We start from the raw sequence: 20,210 nt of genomic DNA, 5'->3' as shown, positions 1-20,210 counted from the left end.
TCAAGCGCCGCTCGCCAATCAACAAGCGTCCCAGCCCACTGCGCAATCGCCATCACCCAACCCTCCGCCGACCACGCACAGAGAATCAGAACTCGGCAACAAATGCAACTGTAGTACTAGGAAGTGAACCCATAAACGGCGCTGAGGACCAGCGCCGTCGGCACCGCAATCATCAACGCGATGGATGCCCAAGAGGCGACGCGTAGCCAATGATTGGCGGGTCGTGAGTGGCCGAACAGGAGAGCACCGTTCAAGATGATGATGGCGGCCAGCACAATGCTGGTCCCTGTCAGTCGAGGGTTCGGAGCCGCTGCCATCATCCCGGCCACCAACCAACCGTATGCCAGCTGAAGCACAGCCAGTATAATAGCGGCGGAGGCTATCCTGCGCTGCATCGGCGAAGCGAAGTCGTCACCATATGCCATCAATGCATCATGCGACCGCCTGAACGTTCGTGCAAGGTGGGCCTGACGAGCTTCCATATTGCCTCAGCTTCTGATTCAAGCTCGGCATGAGCCGATATGATCTGACCGACTACGAGTGGCGCGTGATCGAGCCGCTGCTGCCCAACAAGCCACGAGGCGTGCCCCGCGTCGATGACAGACGGGTGCTGAACGGCATCTTCTGGGTCCTGCGATCGGGAGCACCGTGGCGCGACCTGCCCGATCGCTACGGCCCGCGCACCACCTGCTACAATCGCTTCATTCGGTGGCGGCAGGCAGGCGTGTGGGACCGGCTCATGGACGCCATCAGCGCAGCGCACGACGGCGCAATCCAGATGATCGATAGCACTTCCGTCCGGGCGCACCAGCAAGCTGCGACCGCAAAAAAGGGGGTCCAGATCATTGTCTCGGTAGATCGCGCGGCGGCCTCACGACCAAGATCCACGTCGTTGTCGACGCGCAGGGCCTCCCGATCCGGCTCGGCCTGACGGCGGGGCAGACGCACGACGGGCAGATTGTGGACCGACTGCTCGATCACCTCGGCCAGCGCACCATCGTGCTGGCCGACAAGGCCTATGACGCCGATCGCATCCGCGAGCTGATCCAGGAGCAGGGCGCCACGCCCAACATCCCGCCGAAGAGCAACCGTAAGTGGAAGCCCTGCTTCAGCAAGCGCCTGTACCGCGAGCGCAACCTGATCGAGCGGTTCTTCTCCAGGCTGAAGCACTTCCGCCGTGTCGCCACCCGCTACGACAAGCTCGCCGCCAACTTCCTCGCCATGATCCAGCTCGCCTCAATGCGCCTGTGGCTGCGAGCTTAGGAGTCTACGGCCTAGACAAATGGTCCTATCATGCCTTCTCTCATCAACGAACATGTCAAAAAATGCCTGCTCGTCGGTACGACCGCGGCCAGGTGGCTGATCGGCGCGCCGCTCAGCTTATTTGCGCCGCGATCTGCCGGATATTCCGACGACGGGCAGGCTCGCCCTCATAAGAAAGATCGCCGGACCCTTGGGCGTGCGGCGATCCATGTTGATCGTCTTGGCAAGGATGCGGACGGAAAAAGCCGCTTCGCCAACGTCAGAACTTGACGCTGACTTCGCCACCGAAGGTGCGCGGATCGCCGATCATAGCACCGTTCACACCCAGAAGGAGATACATCGGCATAGCGCCGACATAGTAGTGCTTTTCGGTCAGATTCTTCACCCAGAAGGCGGCCGAAACATTCGAACCAGCTATCGCGTTCCAAGCAAGCCGCATATTCAGTGTCGAATAGCCCGGCAGCTTGGAGAACGGGAAGTACTGACTTGCCGGAGCGTCCGGGTTGTTGAGATTGGAAAAGTACTGTCCCGATTGGCCGTAGACATCCGCGGTATACGTCAGGTGGCCGAGATCGTTGGGCAGGTCACCCTTCAGCTTGACATAGACCGAACCCGCCCAGGTTGGGACGTCGGCCGGACGGCCGAACAGGAACGACTTGGAACCGATGGTAGCGGTAGGCTTCGTGTACCGAGCATGGGTGTAAGCACCCTGGCCGCCCAGTTCGAGCCACTCAGCCGGACTGATGCTGCCATCGAATTCGACGCCGGTAACCTTCTCTTGCTTGACGTTGCCGGTCAGAGCCGTCTGGCCGCCGCCATCATCGAAGTAGACTGCGCGCTGCACGTTGTTGATGATCTGGTGGTACACGGCGATGTTGAAACTGGTCCGCATGCCGCCAAGCGATCCACCGTACTTCACACCGGCTTCGAAGTCATAGGTCTTTTCGGGCTTGAACGGATCGGTGTAGTAGCCGCGCGCTGCAGTGAAGCTGATACCGGCGCCATTCATGGAACCGGCGCGGTAGCTGCCGCGATTGACAAGATAGACCATCATTTCCGGGCTTACCTTGTAGTCGAGGCCGATAGTCCAGCTGGGCAGGCTGGTATTGGTCCTTACGTCTGGCATGCCCTTCGCACTAGGCAGTCCGAATGCTGCCGCCAACGGATACGCGTTGGGAATTGTGTTGCTCGCATCGTCGCATACGCCCTGCCCAGCAGGCACGCCGCAGTCACCATGGCGCTGAAGGTTGACCCTATCCTTGGTCCAGCGGAAACCGCCCGTCACAGTCAGTTCGGGGGTGATCTTATAGCTCGCTTGCGCGAACGCGGCATAACTCTTGTAAACTATTTCGAACAAACTGATGCCGTTCGCATTCGACACGATCCCGTAGTCGACATGACCGGGGTTAGCAAAGTCCGGGTAGAAGATGTACGAGTCGGGGAATACGTTGTAAGGAGTTCTCTGCCCTGCACTATGCCAGGAGTAATAGAGTCCTGCCACGAATTTCAGGCGGTCATTCGATGAGCTGCCCTGTAACTGCAATTCGTTAGAGAATCCTTTGTCGATGTAATAGGGCTCCGTGTAGTTGAACTGCGGCACGCCATTGACTAGCCGAACATTGCCGAGGAACTGCCCCATGAACGGCGACGAAAGGTTGTCGCCGCTTGCCGAGGTACGGGTGTCCTGGAATCCAGTGATGTTCTTGAGGGTGATGCTGTCGCCCAGTTCATAAGAGAACGAGTTGGTCAGCAGGACCTCACGGCCCTTCAGGATGTCAGGGTTTGAGCTCATTACATCGTAAAAGCCAAGGTTCTGCTTGGCCCAGGCAAGGTACGAATCGTAGCCGTCAAAACCGTACTTGGCCTGAAGCTGGCGCACATTGGTCAGCGGAGACACATAGCCGATAGCGCCGGTTGGGTTGAGGGCCGTGCTGTAGCCGACCGAAGGATAGGCGAGCGAGGCAAAGCCATATGCGCCATGGCCCGGCCCCAAGGGCGAGTCCTGGTAGAATGGAGACAATGACTTGCCGATGCCACGCCACGAGGTGTACTGCGCGGTAAACGTGTTCCTCACCGTCCCGGAATCAAACAGCATGCTCCCGCGAACAGCGCGAGTCGTCAGCGAGCCGGCCCGCGAATCGTCGTATAGGTTTCTCTGATAGCCATCATGGCGCTTGTATTGTCCGGCAAAGCGGAAAGCCAGGCTTTCCCCGACCGGGATGTTGACCGCACCTTCCATTTCTGCCGCATCGTAATTGCCATAACCGGCACGGGCATAGCCGGTGAGTTCACCCAGCGTCGGAGTCTGGCTGTTGTAGAGCACAGCACCGCCCGTGGAGTTGCGGCCGAAAAGGGTGCCTTGGGGCCCCTTGAGCACCTGGAGCGAAGCCATGTCGAAATAGGCAACCGGGCGGAAACCGAACGTGTTGAACTCATTGAAGTAGCTTGCAACAGCGCTCGGCGAGCTCGAGAATGCGTCGACGCCTTGTCCGCGCAGCGAATAGTTGATGTTCAGTTCCGAGTTGGTCTGGCGCATTGTCAAGCCGGGAACGGCCTGCTGAAGATCGGCCTCGCCGGTTACCCGCTTTTCGATCAGTGCATCGCCGCTGAATGCGGTGATTGAAACGGGAACATCTTTAAGCTTCTCTTCGGTACGGCGGGCGGTTACGACGATGTCGCCGGTCGTTGCTTCGGGCGGCACAGCCGCCTCCGCTCCAGCAGCCGACGGGGCGGCAGCATCCGCCTCTGCGGCATACGCGCCAGTGGCCATCACCGCAACCGTAGCCACGGACATCCCCATTGACAGTCGCATAGCGCGACGTTGGATAGCATTCCTATTCATACCCTCTCCCCCCCATTCGAATAGCGTTTGTTGATAAATTCATAGGTAATTTTAATGGCAGGCCTATTGTTTGTTCGACCTAAGTATGCGTTCTTAAAACCGCATATAAATACAGCCATTCGGGCGCGCGGGCGTCCAACATGAAAGGTTCGCCCGAGGCCGATTTTCGGCATCCAGCTGCAAGCCGGCGACAACGAGTTTGCCGTTGATGAGCAGCTTGTCATTGAACATGGTGGTTTTCCTGAGCACCTTTCGCAAATGAACGCAGTGGAACGGCGATGTGCTTGCCGGTCGGCCGACAAGTGCGATCGCCGATATCATGCTCCCGGCTCCTGGGACGCGGATGGGGCGATGACAGTTCGTTCCGCAAACAGCATGTGGAATGTTTCCTGCACGTCCCTCCCGAAAGCTAAGGCGGCGGCGGATTCTGCGACAAGATCGAACCCGTGAAACGCCCCAGGATAGACGCGAATACCCGCGCGCACCCCGTCGCGGATCAGGCGCTTCGCGAAATCCAGATTTTCATCAAGAAACAGGTCGAGCGCCCCGGTGAAAATATAGGTCGGCGGCAAACCCGACAGGACTTCGGCACGGGCAGCAGCGGCATGGGGTGAAACCCCCTCTGCGCCCGGCGATCGGTTGAGATAGCAACCCCAGGCAAACCGATTCATCGCCGCGGTCCACATGAACTCCCCCGCATACGGGCTCGGTTCGACCGTCGCGCCGGTGCGATCATCCAGCATCGGGTAAATCAGCACATGTCCCGCTGCGGCTGGCGCGCCACGGTCGCGGATCAGCAAACTGAGCGCCGCCGCGAGGCCGCCGCCCGCGCTCTCCCCTCCGACCGCCACGCGTTCGCGATCGATCCCGAGTGCTTCTGCCTCCGCAACGAGCCAGCAATACGCCGCGTAGAGGTCCTCTATCGCATCCGGAAAGTGGTGCTCGGGCGCGAGCCGGTATTGAGGCGAGAGCACGATGCAATCATGTGCCTGCACCATCCTCGCATCGCGCTCGACCTCGAAATCGGGCGAACCCATGATCAGCCCGCCGCCGTGAATATGGAAATAGGCAGGACGCGGCGCACTGGCACCGCCCGCGGGCCGAAACAGGTTGGCGCGAACAGCCGGAGCATTGCCCCTTGCCGGGATGGTTACACTGTCCATCACTACGCCAAACGCCGCAAGCTCGACCGCACGACGCTTGTGTCCTGCGACCAGCTCCGCCACCACTTGCCTTGCGCTCAACAAGCTGGCCTCGTTCAGGTCTATTTCGGGCCAGAGTGCCAGCAGATCGCGTAAATCCCTATCAACGAGATGCGCGGAACGTCCCTTTATCGCCAACTCCATCTCCCGTCTGGATCACCTGCCGCGATGTCGCCGCAAGCGGACGTCATCGCCGGGTCGGTTTTATAGCTGACGAAAATATATAAGCGGATTGTCTAGATAAAGTGGCAAATCCCACACAATCTGGTACAGGCTGGTTGACAATTGCCACAGCGAATCCATCTGGCCATCGGAGGTGGGAACATGCGTGGAAGCGATTTCATGGAATTGCGCGCTTTCGAACTGGTTGCGCGCAATTTGAGTTTTTCCAAGGCAGCGCAAGATATCGGCATGTCACGCGCTGCGCTCAGCCACATCGTCAAAAACCTGGAGACGCGGTTAGGCATTAGCTTGCTCAGGCGTACCACCCGCAGCGTTGCCTTGACCGACGCTGGCCGGGAATTGCTCGAACGGCTGAGCCCGGCCCTGCACGGTCTGGTGAACGCCGTGGAAAACGTGGACCGTTTTCGATTGCAGCCGGCAGGAAGGGTACGAATCTTGTGCTCCCGCCTCGCTGCCGCGCTCTATCTCGACGCCATTTTCCCGAGCTTTGCCATGGCGCAACCGGACGTGGCATTGGACATTCATGTCAGCGACGCGCCCGGCGATCACGTCTCGCTGGGCTTCGATGCGGCGATCCAGGCCGAGGGCCAACTGGACAGGGACATGATCGGCCTAAAGCTCGCAGACGGATGTGACCAGATCCTCGTCGCTTCGCCGGCCTATCTGCATTCCGCCGGGCATCCGATCCAGCCGTCGGACCTCGAGCACCACCGCTGCCTGATCGTGGGCCCGAACCCCGGTCAACGCAATGCCTGCTGGGAACTGCTCAAGGACAATCGATCGGCCAGCGTGGAGATTTCCGGGCCGCTGAGCATTAATGATCACGACCTTGCCATGAACGCCGCGATCAGGGGCATGGGCATCGCGCTGTTGCCCGAGCCGTTGGTCGCCCTTCCTATCGCAGAAAGCAAGTTGGCGCGCGTCCTACACGGCTATGCGGGCCGGGAGCCGGCAATGTATCTGTGCTATACCAAACAGGCCAACCCAACACTGGCGTTCCGCAGCTTCATCGGTTTCGTCAGCGAGTATCGCAAGAGCAGCCTGCTCAATATGTGAAATCGCACAGCATCCCGAATGGGTGGCACTGGGCTGCAGCCTCGCGCGGAGAATCATCATATGCGTTGACGTTTGATTGTCGGCGGAGCTAACTAGGCAAGACGGCAATAACAATGCGGAACGGAGAATGCCCCTCTGATCACTGATCGAATGTACTGGTGACGGGTGGAAACCAGCAGCTGTTGGCCATCGATTCCGTACAAGGGGCGCAAGCGGGCAAGATCGCAGCATCAACATCGTGCTAGATCCGACAGCACCACGCGTCTCGGCCGATCGAGCGGCCGGGTCCATATTGAGAGGATTGGAAGATGAAGTCATATGCAGGTAAGCTGGCGGTGCTCACCGGAGGCGGCAGCGGCATTGGGCGTGAACTCGTGATCCAGCCGGCCTCCGAAGGCTGCTCGGTCGCGACGTGCGACCTCAACTTGGAGGCCATGGAAGAAACGCGCCGGCGGGCGTTGGCAGTTGCAAAGCCGGGCGCGCGCATTTCAAATCATGTTTGCGGTATAGCCGACGAGGCTGCAATCGAGCGGTTTCGTGGCGAAATGCTGGCACAGCACCGGACCGATCACGTCGATCTGTGATATCGGCGCAGTGGCTAGCGATGTCGCAAACGGGTATATTTCTGCGAAGTCCGCGCGGGAGGACAGCGCGCCCGATATTGCGAGAACGCAGAGTCTGCGGGCTCAAATTCGCGAACGGCGCAGTCACTGGCCTCTGGTCCAGACTGCGCATCGTCACGCGCCGGGTGCTGACGAACCCCATACACCCGCGACCGGCCACGCGCCCGTTGCGATTCATGAGTACGTGGTGGCCCGCGACGAAGGCGGCCAGCGCGTTTTGGCCTGTGCACATTGCGACGAAGTGCCGAGCGATTACGCCGGCAACGACAAATCAGGCCTCCTTGAGCCCATTGGCCCTGTCACTCAGTTGCCGGGCGTGAGAGACCCAATTGTGTTTCTGGACGACGCGATTGAGCTGCGGACCTATTGCTGCCTGGGTTGGCTGACGCAGATGACAGTGGATGTGATGCGCGCGGGCGAACCGGTGCTCGGTGACGTCCGGTTGTCAGCTCAAACGGCTGCTTGAACGGTCGGCACGGCAGCGCCGATTCAGAGCATCCGTTTTGTATGTGCCCACAGCCGGCTCGTCGGGTTCAGAGGCAGGGAAGGAAGAGTTCACGGGATACGTGATTGGTGTCGATAGTGGCGGCGCCTTTTTGTGGTGCTGTCAAGAAAATGCACTGGATTGGCAAGGACAGGCGACTGCCTGCCGTGCTGTGCAAGGGTGACGCCCTTGCCAATGGGGATGGGCAAACGCAAAGCGGGTATACGCCGCCGTTCATGTTGAGGATGATTGTTTCATGCGAATTGGGCTGCTTTATGATTTCTCGAATTGCCACCCGTGGAAGCGAGATCTGGTCGAACTCTATCGATCGACCCTGGCGCAGATCCGGCGCGCCGAAGAGGCTGGAATAGACGGCATCTGGGTGGCCGAGCACCATTTCACCGACAGCTACATCAGCTGCCCCAATCCGATGCTGGCGGCCATCGCAGTGCAGACCAGCCGGGTGCGGATCGGCACCTCGATTTCGCTGACGCCAATGTACAACCCGGTTCGTCTGGCCGAGGAACTGGCGATCGTCGACATCCTTTCTGACGGCCGGGTCGAGCTTGGCGCGGGGCTCGGCTGGGCGGTGGACGAATACCTGGCCTTCGGGGTCGATCCCAAGCAGCGCGTCTCGCGCATGCGTGAGGTGATCGAGGTGGTCGAGCGCTGCTGGGCGGACGAGCCGCTGACCTACGAGGGCAAGCACTTCTCCTACCAGGGGCTCGATGTGCTTCCCAAGCCGCGGCAGAAACCCCGCCCACCGATCTTGGTGGGCGTGACCACCCAGGAGGGCGCGCGCCGCGTCGGCCGCTGGGGGCTGCCGCTGATGTGGATCGATCGCTCGATCAGCGATGCCTATCTGGATGCTTATCGCGAGGCCGGACATCCCGAGGGCGGCGCCCGCATCGATGGCTTCATCAACCTATTCGTGTGCGACGATCCGGAGCGGCAATGGGCCGATGTCCGGCCCCACTTCCATTATCTCATCGGCCGCCATTCCGGGCGCCCGCGCGCCGGGCCGAACGGCACGCAGTGGGTGACGCAGATGCCTTCGCTGGAGGATATCGACGCGATGCGCGCGCGCGGCGAAATCCTGTTCGTCACGCCGGAGCAGGCGATCGCCGCGCTGAAGAAACGCACCGAGGGCCTGCCGGTCAGCGGCTTCACATGCTATGCGCGCGTCGGCGGCATGCCCGACGAGCTGTGCGATCGGCACATCGAGTTGCTGACCAAGGAGGTCAAACCGGCGATCGCCGATTGGTGAAGCCGCTCGGCTGATCGGCGCGGCCGTCTGCGCAGGCGGGCCGCCCGCCGCTCACCGCGGTGCCTGAACGGCTGGCACAGGTCAGAGCCGAGTTCATCCAGAGAGAAGACCTGTTGAGCCGGATGAAGCCGGTTTAAGCAGCTTAATCCAAGTGCTTTTATCTCCGCATGTTGACACGTGCAAAGCACAACCTAGCCCACCGGCCGATGACGGTACGCATCCGGTGAAGGCCGTCTTGCCGGGATGAACGGATGTTTTTTGGAGATGGCACCGGTGCAGGCACTGGTGTTTGCACCGGTACTAGAGACGGTGCAATAGGTCAGGTGATGGTGATTTCGGGCGTTGAGCGTCGGCGGCCGCGGACGGACGAGCAGAAGCGGGTGCTGGTGATGGCGGTTCCCGGCCTGGGGCGAACGTACCCTTCGATGCGAGTACATCAAGGACCGGGCAAACGGCAGAGTCGCGCGCATTGTCGTGGGGCCCGGCGAAGTCATTGTCGTTCCCGCCCGGATGCATCGCGCCGATGCCGCGCGCTGCGCCGGTGACGGTGACGACCTTTCCGTGAGGCCGTCCCGTGGCGGTCTTCTGCAGGGGTGTCCGTGGCCGAAGGTATCGGGGAGGCGCAGGCGTTGCCGGTCCGTCAGAGGCTGGCCGGCTGCATGCCCAGCAGGTCCATCGTTCCGCGCCAGGCCATGGCTCCGCCGTCGCACAGGTAGATCGCGCCGGTGATGAAAGTCGCGCGGTCGCTGGCGAGGAAAGCGACGATATTGCCGAGATCCTCAGGCTCGCCGATGCGCGGGATCAGGTTTGCGGCGGTGTTGGTGCGCATGAACGCTTCCTCGCCGATCTGCTCGATGTAGAGCGCAGCGGCCTCGGTGCGGGTGACGCCCGGACAGTAGCAGTTGACCCGGATACGATCGGGCGCGAGTTCGACCGCGAGGTGCTTGGTGAGCCCGGCAACGCCGCCCTTGGTGGCTCCGTAGATGGTACCGCCGGGATAGGCGACGAAGATGGCGACCGAGCCCGCGTTGATGATTGACGCATTCTTGCTGGCGCGCAGATAGGGCAGGGCGAACTTGGCGCCCATCCACTGCGCGATCAGATTCACCTCCACCATCCGGCGGAAATGGCTCGGGTCCATAGTCTCGAGCGATGGCGTCGGGTGGACCCGATTGTCGAAGATTCCGGCATTGTTGACCAGGACGTCAAGGCCGCCAAACTCTGTCGCCGACCGATCTATACAATGTTTGAGCTGGTCATAGTCGGCAACATCGCAATGCACGAAAAGGGCCTTGCCGCCCTGTTCCCTGATCTCCTCCGCCAGAGCTTCGCCTGCTTCGTCGGCCAAGTCGGCGATGGTGACCGCTGCGCCTTCGCGCGCCGCCACCCGGGCGATGCCTGAGCCGATGCCGGTGCCCGCGCCCGTTATGAAATAGCGGAGCCCGTCTGCCAGCATGTCTTCTCTCCCGTCGGATCGCCCGCGCGATTCGATCGCGTGGTACGGATGGCTGCCATTAGCGCCGGCATCCCGCAGAATGTCAACTCATGTGTTGATGTAGTTTCATGGGATTGATCGGACGCCCGGGTGATGTCTCCGTCATCGTGGATCGAGGGAATCAACGTAGAAGTTGACAGAGGGGTGGGGGCGTGATTGTCTCTGTCTGCGACAGAGGAACGGGCTCATGTCTTGGCTGCCCGTGGTGACTGCACCGGCGGTTCCCGCATCGAAAAGCCAGAAGGAGAGCGGCATTGGGCATAATGGATGATCGCGCGCAATTGAAAGGCAAGGCGGCTCTTGTCATCGGCGGTGGTGGTGGCATCGGCCGTGCCGTCTCGTTGGATCTGGCCCGGGCCGGAGCGCGGGTCGCCTTGTGCGACATCGACCCCGAGGCGCTGGCCGCTACCGCCGGGGATGTCCGGGCCGAGGGCGAACTGCTGCTCGCCGAGATTGCCGACGCTTGCGATCCGGCCTCGATCGACAGAGTGTTCGCGGCCTTCGATGCGCTTTCGCCCCACCTCGACATTCTCGTCAACGTGGCTGGCGGCACCCGCTTCGGAATGTTCGCCGATTCCACGGTGGAAGATTGGGAGCGCGATGCGAAATGGAATTATCTGTACGTGCTTCAATCATGCCGGCTGGCCATCCCCCGCATGCGCGCTGCCGGTGGTGGCGCGATCGTCAGCGTCACCACGATCGAAGCGCATCGAGCCGCCCCGGGCTATTCGGTCTATGCTGGCTACAAGGCGGCGCTGACCAATTTCAGCCGCAGCCTTGCGGTCGAACTCGGCCGGGAGGGGATCCGCGTGAACACGGTTGCGCTCGAGTCGGTGCCTACCGCAAGCCAGGCCAAGATCCGTACCAACTTCCATTGGAAAGATCCGTCCCGGGCCGAGGAGCTGACCCGCGCCGGCTTCGAGATGTATGTCCCGATGGGGCGCACGGGCGCGCATCAGGAATTATCCAACGCGGTGCTCTTCCTGGCATCCGAATTATCGTCTTTCATCACCGGGACCACGGTCCATGTCGATGGCGGTGCATGGGCGTCCTCGGGCTGGACGCGGTGGCCGGGCGATGGCTGGTATTTTCCTCGGCCCAGCCCCAGTGCGCTCGAGCGCATGTTTCCGGCGTCGGAGTAGCGCAGATCGGGGGGCGGGCATCGCATGCCTCGAAAGCGGGTTGCGTCTTTATCAACTTGAGCGTTGACTAATTGCGACGCCTTCCTCTAGAAATTGCCAAGAAGCCGTGATCCCGGAGATCGCGGCGATAGTGGGCGATGCTCGGCACAGGTCGGCCGCCATGGAGAGTGTTGATGACCACGCAGCTGGCCGATGCGGATTTTGCGAAGACGGACGGCGTCTCCCCCGGCCCGACCGCGAGGGAGGGTGTCGATCCTGCTTTCTGGGATGGGCGCATCCATTCCTATCGTCCGGCGCATGACTGGCTCGGACGAGTCGCCTCGAAGCTCGAACTCGACAGCGACGCCGTTGCGGAACTCGATCCCATCACCTTCGAGGTGATCCGCAACCGGCTGTGGACCATCAACCTTGCCCATGGCGAAACGCTGACGCGCATTTCCGGCTCGCCCGTCTTCCAGGCGCTCGACTTCAACATGTGTATCATGACCGAGCGTGGCGAGATCGCCATGAATGCGCCCTATCTGCAGTGCCTCGTCGCGGGCGCGCCATTGGCCATTCGTTTCATCATGGAAAAGTTCAGCGCCGATCCGGGCATCGAGGATGGCGACATCTTTCTTGCGACCGATCCGTGGATCGGCGCGGTGCATCAGATGGACGTGCTGATCGCCAGCCCGGTGTTCATCGATGGCCGGCTGTTCGCCTGGGTGACGAATGCGGGCCATCAATATGATCGCGGTGGCATCACCCCGGGCGGCTGGCCGCAGAACGCGCCCGACGTGTATAGCGATCCGACAATCTTCAGGCCCTTCAAGATCGTCGAGCGCGGGGTCGTGCGGCGGGATTTGGAGGAGATGTACCTGCGCCAGTCGCGCGTGCCCGACCTGCTGGCGCTGGACTTGCGTGCGCAGATCGCGGGATGCCGCTTCGCCGTGCAGCAGATGCGCGAGCTATGCGACCAGTTCGGCCCCGACGTGGTCAAGGCCACGATGCGGCGCGTGCTGGATAATGCCCAGCTCTCGATGCAGGACAAGCTGCGCCGCATTCCTGACGGGCGGTGGTCGGAGGTACGCTATTTCGACGAGCTGATGCCCGGGCACCGCGATACCTATCGCATGCAGGTCAACATCACCAAGGAGGGTGATCGCATCATCATCGACAATGAGGGCACCGACCGGCAGGTGAGCGGACCGTTGAACTTCGTCTATGCTGCGTTTTCGGGTCAGTTCCTCGGCGTTGTCGCGGTGACCATGCTCTATGAGCAGATGTTCTCGATCGGCGGCGCCGAAAGACAGATCGATTTCTGTCCCACTCCGGGTCTCCTCACCTGCGCTGATTATCCGGCCGCGGTCAGCGGTGGCGTGCAGAATGTCGTGATCCACACCAATGCTTTCATGAACGTCATCGCGCGGATGCTGGCTTGCGATCCCGAGCTCAAATCCGATGTGCTCGCATCGGGCGCGGGCTTTCCGCTGCTCGTGCTGGCAGGGAGTGATGATCGCGGCAATTATTTCGGAACGGGTCTGATGGATGCCGTCTCCACCGGATCAGGGGGGCGATCGACGCGGGACGGCGTCGATACAGGCGGGGCGACCTGGAGCCCGCTGATGAAGATGATCAACGTCGAGGACACCGAGCAATTCTATCCGATCCTCTACCTCTATCGACAGGAGCTGGAGGACAGCGGCGGGGCGGGGCGCTATCGGGGCGGTGTTGGCATGAAGTTCGCCTTTACGCCATACAGGGCACGCGAAATCTCGGCTATCACGAATACAGGCGGGCAGATCGCCTCCACGTTCAGCGCGATGGGGCTTTTCGGCGGCCTCCCGTCGCCGACCTGCCACAACATCGTCCGCAAGGGCACCAACCTCACGGAGATGTTCGCGGCACGGCGCATGCCGGCCGCGATTGCCGAGCTGTCCTCCACCCAGGATATCTTGCTGCGCGGTAAGTCCAACGGCACGCCGTTGGAGCCTGGCGACGTGATGGAATCGACCTTCTGCGGCGGCGGCGGCTACGGGGATCCGCTGCTGCGCGAAGCCGAGATGGTGGCGCGCGACGTGCTGTTGGGTTACGTCTCGGTCGACGTAGCGCGCGACGTGTACGGCACAGTGCTGCGCGCCGATGGGGCGCCAGACGTCGCGGCGACCCGGTCGCTGCGCTCTGCCATCCGCGCCGAGCGCAGCCGCTGGCGCCCGGCGGGCGCCACGTCGGACTGTGAACGGCGGCCCAATGGCTTCACACGCGCGACAGGGGCGCCGCCGGCATCGGTGCACGAATACATCGTTGCGCGTGATGAGGGAGACCAGCGGGTGCTCGCCTGTGCGCATTGCAGCCATGTGCTGAGCGACTATGCCGGCAATTATAAGGAGGGCCTGCTCGAGCATAGCGGCCCGGTCACGCAGATCCCCGGAGTGAAGGACCCTGTGGTGTTCCTCGACGAGGAGATGCGGTTCCGGCGTTATTGCTGCCCCGGCTGCCAGACGCTGATGACGATGGACGTGGTGCGCGCGGACGAGCCGGTGCTCTGTGACATGCGTCTGACCGAGCCGGGCGCGGCATAGGCGCATCGGTGCGCTCGCGGCCTTTCCAGGCCGCATGATCATATGCGCTGGCGCTCGATGACGGACGCGCCGGCGTAAGGCGGGAAGGATGAATGCATGGGTTACGTTATCGGTGTCGATATCGGCGGCACCTTCACCGATTGCGTGGTGATCGACGATGCCGGGCGGGTGACGATAGGCAAGGCGAGCTCCACGCCGCCGGATTTCCAGACCGGTTTCGTGGAATCCTTACGGGTGGTGGCGCAGCGCCTCGGTCTCACGCTGGATCGGCTGATCGCTGCCACCAAAGGTGTCTATCACGGTTGCACCGTCGGCACGAACGCCTTGGTGGAGAACCGTACTGCGAAGGTCGGCTTGCTGACGACGCGTGGCCATCGTGATGTGCTGTTCGGCATGCAGGGTGGCGCGCGGCTCGTAGGCCTGCCACCCGAAACGATCGCGCACGTGGCCGCCCACTATAAGCCCGAACCGCTCGTGCCCAAGACCATGGTAGGGGAAATCGACGAGCGCGTCGCTTTCGACGGCAAGGTGCTGGTCGAACTCGACGAGGAAGGCTGCCGCGCCGAAATCCGGCGATTGCACGCGGCCGGCGCCGAAGCGTTCGCGGTCTCCCTGCTATGGGCGGTTGCCAATCCCGCACATGAGCGGCGAGTACGGGAGCTTATCGAGGAATGCGTCCCTGGCATGTTCGTCTCGGTGTCGTCGGAGGTGATTGCCCGAAACGGCGAATATGAGCGCACCGTCGCGACCGTGATCAATTCGCTCACCGGCCCGGCGATGACCGATTACCTCAGTGCGCTCGAGGCGGACCTTAAGAAGATCGGTTACCATGACACGCTGAACATCATGACCTGCACGGGCGGCCTGATCGATTCTGCTTCGGCTCGTGCCTTGCCGGTATTGACGATAGGCTCCGGACCGGTGGCGGGACTGATCGGCGCCGGCGCGCTCTCGCAGGTCGTGGGCAAGGGCGGCAAGGGCCGCGGCGCCGCGGTGATCACCGGTGACATGGGCGGCACCACGTTCGACGTCGGCGTGATCCGTGATGGGGAGCCATTGCATCGCTCCACCACGCGTCACGGGATGTATGAATATTTCGTGCCGACGCTCGACGTCCGCTCGGTCGGATCGGGTGGCGGCAGCATCATCCATTTCGATGAGGAGATGCGTACGCTGCGCGTCGGGCCGCGTAGCGCCGGCGCGCGACCCGGCCCGGTCGCTTTCGGTCGCGGTGGCGTCGAGCCCACGGTGACCGATGCCAATCTGGTGCTGGGCTGCCTCAACCCAGATTTCTTCCTAGGCGGGGCGATCAAGCTTGATCTCGCGGGCGCGCGCGCCGCGCTGGCGCGGGTCGGCGCGCCGCTGGGCTTCAGCGCCGAAGAGGCCGCCGCTGCCGCGCTGCGCATCGTCGACAACCAGATGGCTGACGCGATCCGCTTGGCCAGCGTCCAGCAGGGCTATGATCCGCGCGATTTCAGCCTCTACGCCTATGGTGGAGCGGGGCCGGTCCACGCCATGGCGCTGGCGCGCGAGCTCGGCATCAAGGAAGTGATCATGCCGCTCAGCGACCTAGCAGCGGGCTGGTCCGCATTCGGCATCGCCTCGTCCGACGCGGTGGTCGTCGAGGAATTCCCCCATCTGCTCGAATATCCCTTTGATCCTGAAGCGCTGAACCGGGGCTGGTCGATGCTGGAGGAAGCGGCTGCACGACGCATGGCGGTCCAAGGGATTGGGCGCGACCAGATTATATGGGAACGCACCGCCGATATCCGTTATACCATGCAGATCAACGAGGTGCCGGTCCGCGCGCCGAACGGCACCTACGGCAAGGAGCAGGCGGACGAGCTGGTCGCCCGCTTCGAAAGCGATTATGAGCGGCTCTATGGCCAGGGTAGCGGCTATGCCGCCGCCGGCATTACCATGACCGCCCAGCGTGTGCTCGCCCGTGCCAACGTCAGCGATTTCACCTTGGCCCCGAAAGTGGATCCGGCCAAGGGCGCTCCACGTCTCAAGGGTCACCGCGATGTCATCTGGTACGAGCATGGCGTGAAGCCGGAGAAAACGCCGATCTACGATGGCGACGGCTTCGGGGCGGGCGGGGCGGTCACGGGGCCGGCGATCGTCGAGTTCGGGGTGACCACGCTGGTGCTGCGACACGGGCAGAAGGCCAGCGTCGATGACTTCGGCAGCGTGACGATCACTGCCTGACGAGGCGGCGCGCCTGTCACGTAATGAGTGAGGAAATGGCTCGGGCGGCGCCGGTCGGCTCGGCTCGGCCCAGATATGCGAGAGGCTTGCGCCATGGACATCGTCGACGCGCAATTTCATTACGGCCCCGGCGGGATCGACCAGGCACTTGCCATGATGGACGCGCTCGGCATCGCCAGCGCGGTGATCGACGAGTTCTGGATCGGCGAGTGGAACGGCTATCCCGGGTACAGGCTGCCCAACGGCGTGTTCCGCGTGACGCAGCCGACCATTGAGCTCGCCGCCATCCTGCACCCCACCCGTTTCACGAGCCTGTTGCGCGTCGATCGGAGGGATCCCGAGGTGAGCTCGCTGATCCGGCTGGCCGGGCAGGCGCCGCATGTGAAGGCGATCCGGATTATCGGCCCCGGCATGGAAAAGCCGGAAGGGGATGCGTTCGTTGCCGGCGACTATGCCGAGCTGTTCGCCGCGACCGAGCGGGCGGGCCTGCCGCTGTTCGTGTTCGCGCCGCGCCAGCTGGAGGCGATTGCGCGTTATGCCAGGGAGTTTCCCGGCCTGCGGGTGATTGTCGATCATTGCGGCATGCTTTCCAACGGCATGCGCCGCTTTCTCGCCGGCTATGAGGGCGTTTCTGGCGGCCCGGACGCACAGTTGGCGGATTTCGAGCAGGTCCTCAGGCTCGCCGATGTGCCTAATATCGCGCTCAAATGGGTTCATGCCGCGTCCGTGTTCGAGCTTCCCCCTTATCCGGGGGAGAAGGTCTGGCCGATCCTCCGCCGCGCCGTAGATGCCTTCGGCGCCGAGCGGGTGATGTGGGGATCGGACGCCAGCGTGGTCCATACTGGTGAATGCTGGGGCGAGATCCTGTTTTCGCTGCGTGCGAATACCGAGCTGAGCGAAGCCGAGACGGCTGCCGTTCTCGGCGGCTCGATCCGTAAATGGCTGGACTGGCCGGCGTGAGACCGGTCGCGCCGATGCGAATCCCCCGTAGAAAGGGCGGCAAGTCGTGACGTTGCGCTACGATTATATCATCGTCGGGGCCGGATCGGCCGGTTGCGTGCTGGCCAATCGGCTCTCCGCGGACCCTGCGGTCAGCGTGCTCCTGATCGAGGCTGGCGGCACAAACCGCAATTTCATGGTGCGCATGCCCAAGGGCATCGGCAAGCTGGTCAACGACCCGCGCCATGCCTGGCATTATGCGGTCAGCCAGCCGCGGGCCGAGGGCATGCCGATCAATGAAGGATGGGTGCGCGGTCGCGGCCTGGGGGGCTCTTCCGCGATCAACGGCATGATCTACATGCGCGGTCAGCCCGAGGATTATGAGGCGTGGGCACAGGAAGCCGGCCCTGAATGGAACTGGGCGGCGATGAAGCGCGCCTTTCGTTCCATCGAGGATCATGAGCTGGGCGACGATGGCGTGCGGGGCGTGGGCGGCCCGCTGCGGATCAGTGCAGGCACGCTGCGCTATCCCCTGGCGGAGATCGCGATCCAGACCGGCGTCGGCATGGGACTCGAACGGCGCGAGGACCTCAATCGCGAGGATCAGGAGGGCATCGGCTATATCTGCCACAACATTCATAAGGGCAAACGGCAGAGCGCCAGTGTTGCCTTTCTCGATCCCGTCCGGCATCGCCGCAACCTGACCATCATGACCGGCGCCCAGGTCGATCGGGTCGTTTTCGAGGATCACCGCGCGGTCGGCGTGCAGGGCCGGCGTGGCGGCCAGGAGGTGACATGGCATGCCAAGCGCGAGGTGATCCTCTCGGCCGGCACGATCCATTCGCCCAAGCTCCTGCAGCTGTCGGGCATCGGGCCGGCGGCCTTGCTCTCGTCGCTGGGTATCGCGGTGCTGCACGACAGCCCCGACGTCGGAGGCCGGCTGCTCGAGCATATGGGCTTCATGACCTCATTCAGGATCAAGGGTGACCGCGGGCTCAATCATCGGCTCTACGGGCTCGGCCTCGTGCGTAGCATCGCGGAATATCTGGTTTGGGGCGGCGGTCCCCTCGGCACTGGCCCGCTCGAAGTGGGCGCCTTCGTCCGCACCAGCGATGCCGAGGCCACCCCCAATCTCCAGCTGTTCATCGGCGGCATCACCTTCGCGCTGGACGAGCGTCGCAACAACCCGGTGCAGATGGCGCGGGTCGATCGCAAGCCGGGCATATCGATCCTGGCCTCGCTCAACCACCTGACCAGCGAAGGGCGCATCGCCATCACCTCGTCCGACCCAGATGCGCCGCTCGATATCACGCCCAACTGGCTTGCCACCGAGCATGACCGGCGTCAGGCGGTGGAAATGGTGCACTTCATCCGCGCATTCGCCGCCCGGCCTCCGTTGGCCGACCTGATCGTCCAGGAACGCGTCCCCGGTTCGCACATCGCGACAGACGAGCAGATCCTCGCCGAGGTTCGGCGCATGGCGGTCTGCGGAACGCATGCGGTGCGCACCTGCCGCATGGGGCGCGACGCGGCTTCGGTCGTGGATGAACGGTTGCGTGTCCGGGGCGTCGCCGCGCTCAGGGTCGTGGATTGCTCGATCATGCCAGGTACCATCTCGGGCAACACCAATGGTCCGGCCATGGCGACGGCTTGGCGCGCCGCCGATCTGATCCTGGAGGATGCCAGGATGGCGAAAGCAGCATGACCGGCACGGCAAGGAGACAGAGATGACCAGCGCTGACAGCGAGTTCGGCTCGGCCGAAATGCTCGAGGATCCGTTTCCGTTCTTCGCGCATGCCCGCACGCATTGCCCGGTGTTCCCGGTGCCTTCCCGCAACATGCATGTGGTGACGCGTCACCAGGATATCGAATATGTCCTGCGCAATCCGGCGCTGTTCTCCAGCCGCGGACGTACGCCGGTGCTCAGCTTTCCTGGCCAGCGCTACCAGACGACGCCCGATCTCGTGGGTACCGACGCGCCGGAGCATCGCGAGATTCGGACAGCGCATCTCGCGCTGCTCTCGACCAAACGGCTGCGGGAAATACTCCCCGCCATGGAGGCCGAGGCGCATGCGATGATCGATCGGTTCGCGGACGAGCCCGAGGTCGAGTTCATCGAGGCCTTCGCCAAGCCGTATCCGGCCTGGGTCATGGGCTACATCCTCTGCCTGCCGCGCGACATGCATATGCAGGTGGACCGGTGGGCGGTCGATTTCTTCGAATTGTTCGATCAGCTGCTGCATCATCCGGACGTGACCGCGCTGCCGCCGCGCCTGATCGAAAGCTATGTCGATTTCATGAACTTTTGCGGGGACATGGCCGTCGAGCTGCGTGAGCGCCCGCGGGGCGATCCGCTCAGCGAATTCGTCAATGCCCGCAAGAGCGATGGGTCGCTGTTCAGCATCGACGAGATGGCGACCTATATCCGGCTGTTGGTCACGGGCGCGCAGACCTCGACCTCGATGTTGGCGCAGTCGGTGGTCGAAGTGATCCGCCTGGAGGATCGCGGTGATCTCACCAACGATCGTCATCTCGATCGGTTGATCGACGAAACGCTGCGCAAGGACGGCGCGGCGACCTATTGCCCGCGGACGACCACGCAGGAGGTGGAATTGAGTGGGATCGCGCTGCCCGCCGGTTCGCGGATATTCATGGCCTGGCACTCTGGCAATCGTGATGCGGCGATGTTCGATGACCCGGATAGCTTCAGGCCCGATCGGCCCAATCTCGCGCGCCATCTGGGGCTCGGCCAGGGCATCCATCGCTGCATCGGCGGGCCGCTCGCCCAGCTGGAGGGCCGGGTCGCCCTGAAGGCGCTGTTCGGCCGGTTCGCGGATATCCGCCTCTCGCCGAAGAATGATTTCCGTCACGATACGTCGCTGACCGCGATTCGCGTCCTGAACAAACTTCACCTCGATCTGGTGCCGGCGGGCTGATACCGGCGG

The 20,210-nt window shown here is 62.7% G+C and carries 16 protein-coding genes; 12 read left to right on the top strand and 4 right to left on the bottom strand.

The features are described from left to right. Positions 1–116: 116 nt before the first annotated feature. Positions 117–425 carry a hypothetical protein gene (locus GQY20_RS29590; RefSeq protein ID WP_157220768.1) on the bottom strand — a complete coding sequence of 103 codons (309 nt, stop codon included), beginning with the start codon at positions 423–425 and terminating at the stop codon, positions 117–119. Positions 426–511: 86 nt separating this feature from the next. Between GQY20_RS29590 and GQY20_RS29585 the strand changes: the two genes are divergently transcribed. Continuing rightward, positions 512–1,263, top strand: a protein-coding gene (locus GQY20_RS29585; RefSeq protein ID WP_157220767.1) for an IS5 family transposase whose coding sequence is annotated in 2 segments (ribosomal slippage) — positions 512–836 and positions 836–1,263 — 753 coding nt in all. Because the reading frame shifts where the segments join, the coding sequence is not laid out codon by codon here. A gap of 30 nt (positions 1,264–1,293) precedes the next feature. Further along, on the top strand, positions 1,294–1,533 hold the full coding sequence (locus GQY20_RS29580; protein ID WP_157220766.1) for a hypothetical protein: 240 nt from the start codon (positions 1,294–1,296) through the stop codon (positions 1,531–1,533). Here the strand turns inward: GQY20_RS29580 and GQY20_RS29575 are convergent. Together GQY20_RS29575 and GQY20_RS29570 are read right to left on the bottom strand one after the other, a co-directional pair. Then, positions 1,523–4,051, bottom strand: a complete 2,529-nt coding sequence (locus GQY20_RS29575) for a TonB-dependent receptor (RefSeq protein ID WP_157220765.1) — start codon at positions 4,049–4,051, stop codon at positions 1,523–1,525. The genes GQY20_RS29580 and GQY20_RS29575 overlap by 11 nt on opposite strands. 371 nt (positions 4,052–4,422) lie before the next feature. Then, complete coding sequence (locus GQY20_RS29570; protein ID WP_198351281.1) at positions 4,423–5,445, bottom strand: alpha/beta hydrolase; 1,023 nt, start codon at positions 5,443–5,445, stop codon at positions 4,423–4,425. 186 nt (positions 5,446–5,631) lie between these two features. Between GQY20_RS29570 and GQY20_RS29565 the strand changes: the two genes are divergently transcribed. The 4 genes from GQY20_RS29565 to GQY20_RS29550 all read left to right on the top strand — a co-directional run bounded on the left by GQY20_RS29565 (position 5,632) and on the right by GQY20_RS29550 (position 8,920). Beyond that, complete coding sequence (locus GQY20_RS29565) at positions 5,632–6,546, top strand: LysR family transcriptional regulator (RefSeq protein ID WP_157220763.1); 915 nt, start codon at positions 5,632–5,634, stop codon at positions 6,544–6,546. Positions 6,547–6,854: 308 nt separating this feature from the next. Then, entirely contained in the window at positions 6,855–7,130 is a 276-nt protein-coding gene (locus GQY20_RS29560) for an SDR family NAD(P)-dependent oxidoreductase (RefSeq protein WP_157220762.1), read from the top strand. Positions 7,131–7,356: 226 nt separating this feature from the next. After that, the gene (locus GQY20_RS29555; RefSeq protein WP_157220761.1) at positions 7,357–7,635 is read left to right on the top strand and encodes a hypothetical protein; all 279 of its coding nucleotides are present in this window, start codon (positions 7,357–7,359) and stop codon (positions 7,633–7,635) included. Between the two features lie 274 nt (positions 7,636–7,909). Next, positions 7,910–8,920: an LLM class flavin-dependent oxidoreductase gene (locus GQY20_RS29550; RefSeq protein WP_157220760.1), complete on the top strand. Its 1,011-nt coding sequence runs from the start codon at positions 7,910–7,912 to the stop codon at positions 8,918–8,920. A gap of 640 nt (positions 8,921–9,560) precedes the next feature. Here the strand turns inward: GQY20_RS29550 and GQY20_RS29545 are convergent. Continuing rightward, complete coding sequence (locus GQY20_RS29545; protein ID WP_157220759.1) at positions 9,561–10,376, bottom strand: SDR family NAD(P)-dependent oxidoreductase; 816 nt, start codon at positions 10,374–10,376, stop codon at positions 9,561–9,563. A 302-nt stretch (positions 10,377–10,678) separates the two neighbouring features. Here GQY20_RS29545 and GQY20_RS29540 point away from each other — a divergent pair, with 302 nt between their 5' ends. From GQY20_RS29540 to GQY20_RS29515, 6 genes are all read left to right on the top strand, one after another. Further along, positions 10,679–11,557, top strand: coding sequence for an SDR family NAD(P)-dependent oxidoreductase (locus tag GQY20_RS29540; protein ID WP_157220778.1), 879 nt, complete (start codon positions 10,679–10,681; stop codon positions 11,555–11,557). 173 nt (positions 11,558–11,730) lie between these two features. After that, positions 11,731–14,118, top strand: a complete 2,388-nt coding sequence (locus GQY20_RS29535) for a hydantoinase B/oxoprolinase family protein (protein WP_198351280.1) — start codon at positions 11,731–11,733, stop codon at positions 14,116–14,118. 96 nt (positions 14,119–14,214) lie between these two features. Continuing rightward, positions 14,215–16,326 (top strand): hydantoinase/oxoprolinase family protein, encoded by a 2,112-nt coding sequence (locus GQY20_RS29530; RefSeq protein WP_157220757.1) that lies wholly within the window; start codon positions 14,215–14,217, stop codon positions 16,324–16,326. 93 nt (positions 16,327–16,419) lie between these two features. Further along, positions 16,420–17,286 carry an amidohydrolase family protein gene (locus GQY20_RS29525; protein ID WP_157220756.1) on the top strand — a complete coding sequence of 289 codons (867 nt, stop codon included), beginning with the start codon at positions 16,420–16,422 and terminating at the stop codon, positions 17,284–17,286. A 46-nt stretch (positions 17,287–17,332) separates the two neighbouring features. Further along, positions 17,333–18,970 carry a GMC family oxidoreductase gene (locus GQY20_RS29520; protein ID WP_157220755.1) on the top strand — a complete coding sequence of 546 codons (1,638 nt, stop codon included), beginning with the start codon at positions 17,333–17,335 and terminating at the stop codon, positions 18,968–18,970. A 22-nt stretch (positions 18,971–18,992) separates the two neighbouring features. Further along, positions 18,993–20,201, top strand: a complete 1,209-nt coding sequence (locus GQY20_RS29515) for a cytochrome P450 (RefSeq protein ID WP_157220754.1) — start codon at positions 18,993–18,995, stop codon at positions 20,199–20,201. Positions 20,202–20,210: the final 9 nt, after the last annotated feature.

Origin of the sequence: Flavisphingomonas formosensis, from assembly GCF_009755815.1 — a bacterium.
Taxonomy (GTDB): Bacteria; Pseudomonadota; Alphaproteobacteria; order Sphingomonadales; family Sphingomonadaceae; genus Flavisphingomonas; species Flavisphingomonas formosensis.
Note: the sequence above shows the minus strand (reverse complement) of the source record. Positions and strands in the feature narration are given on the sequence as shown.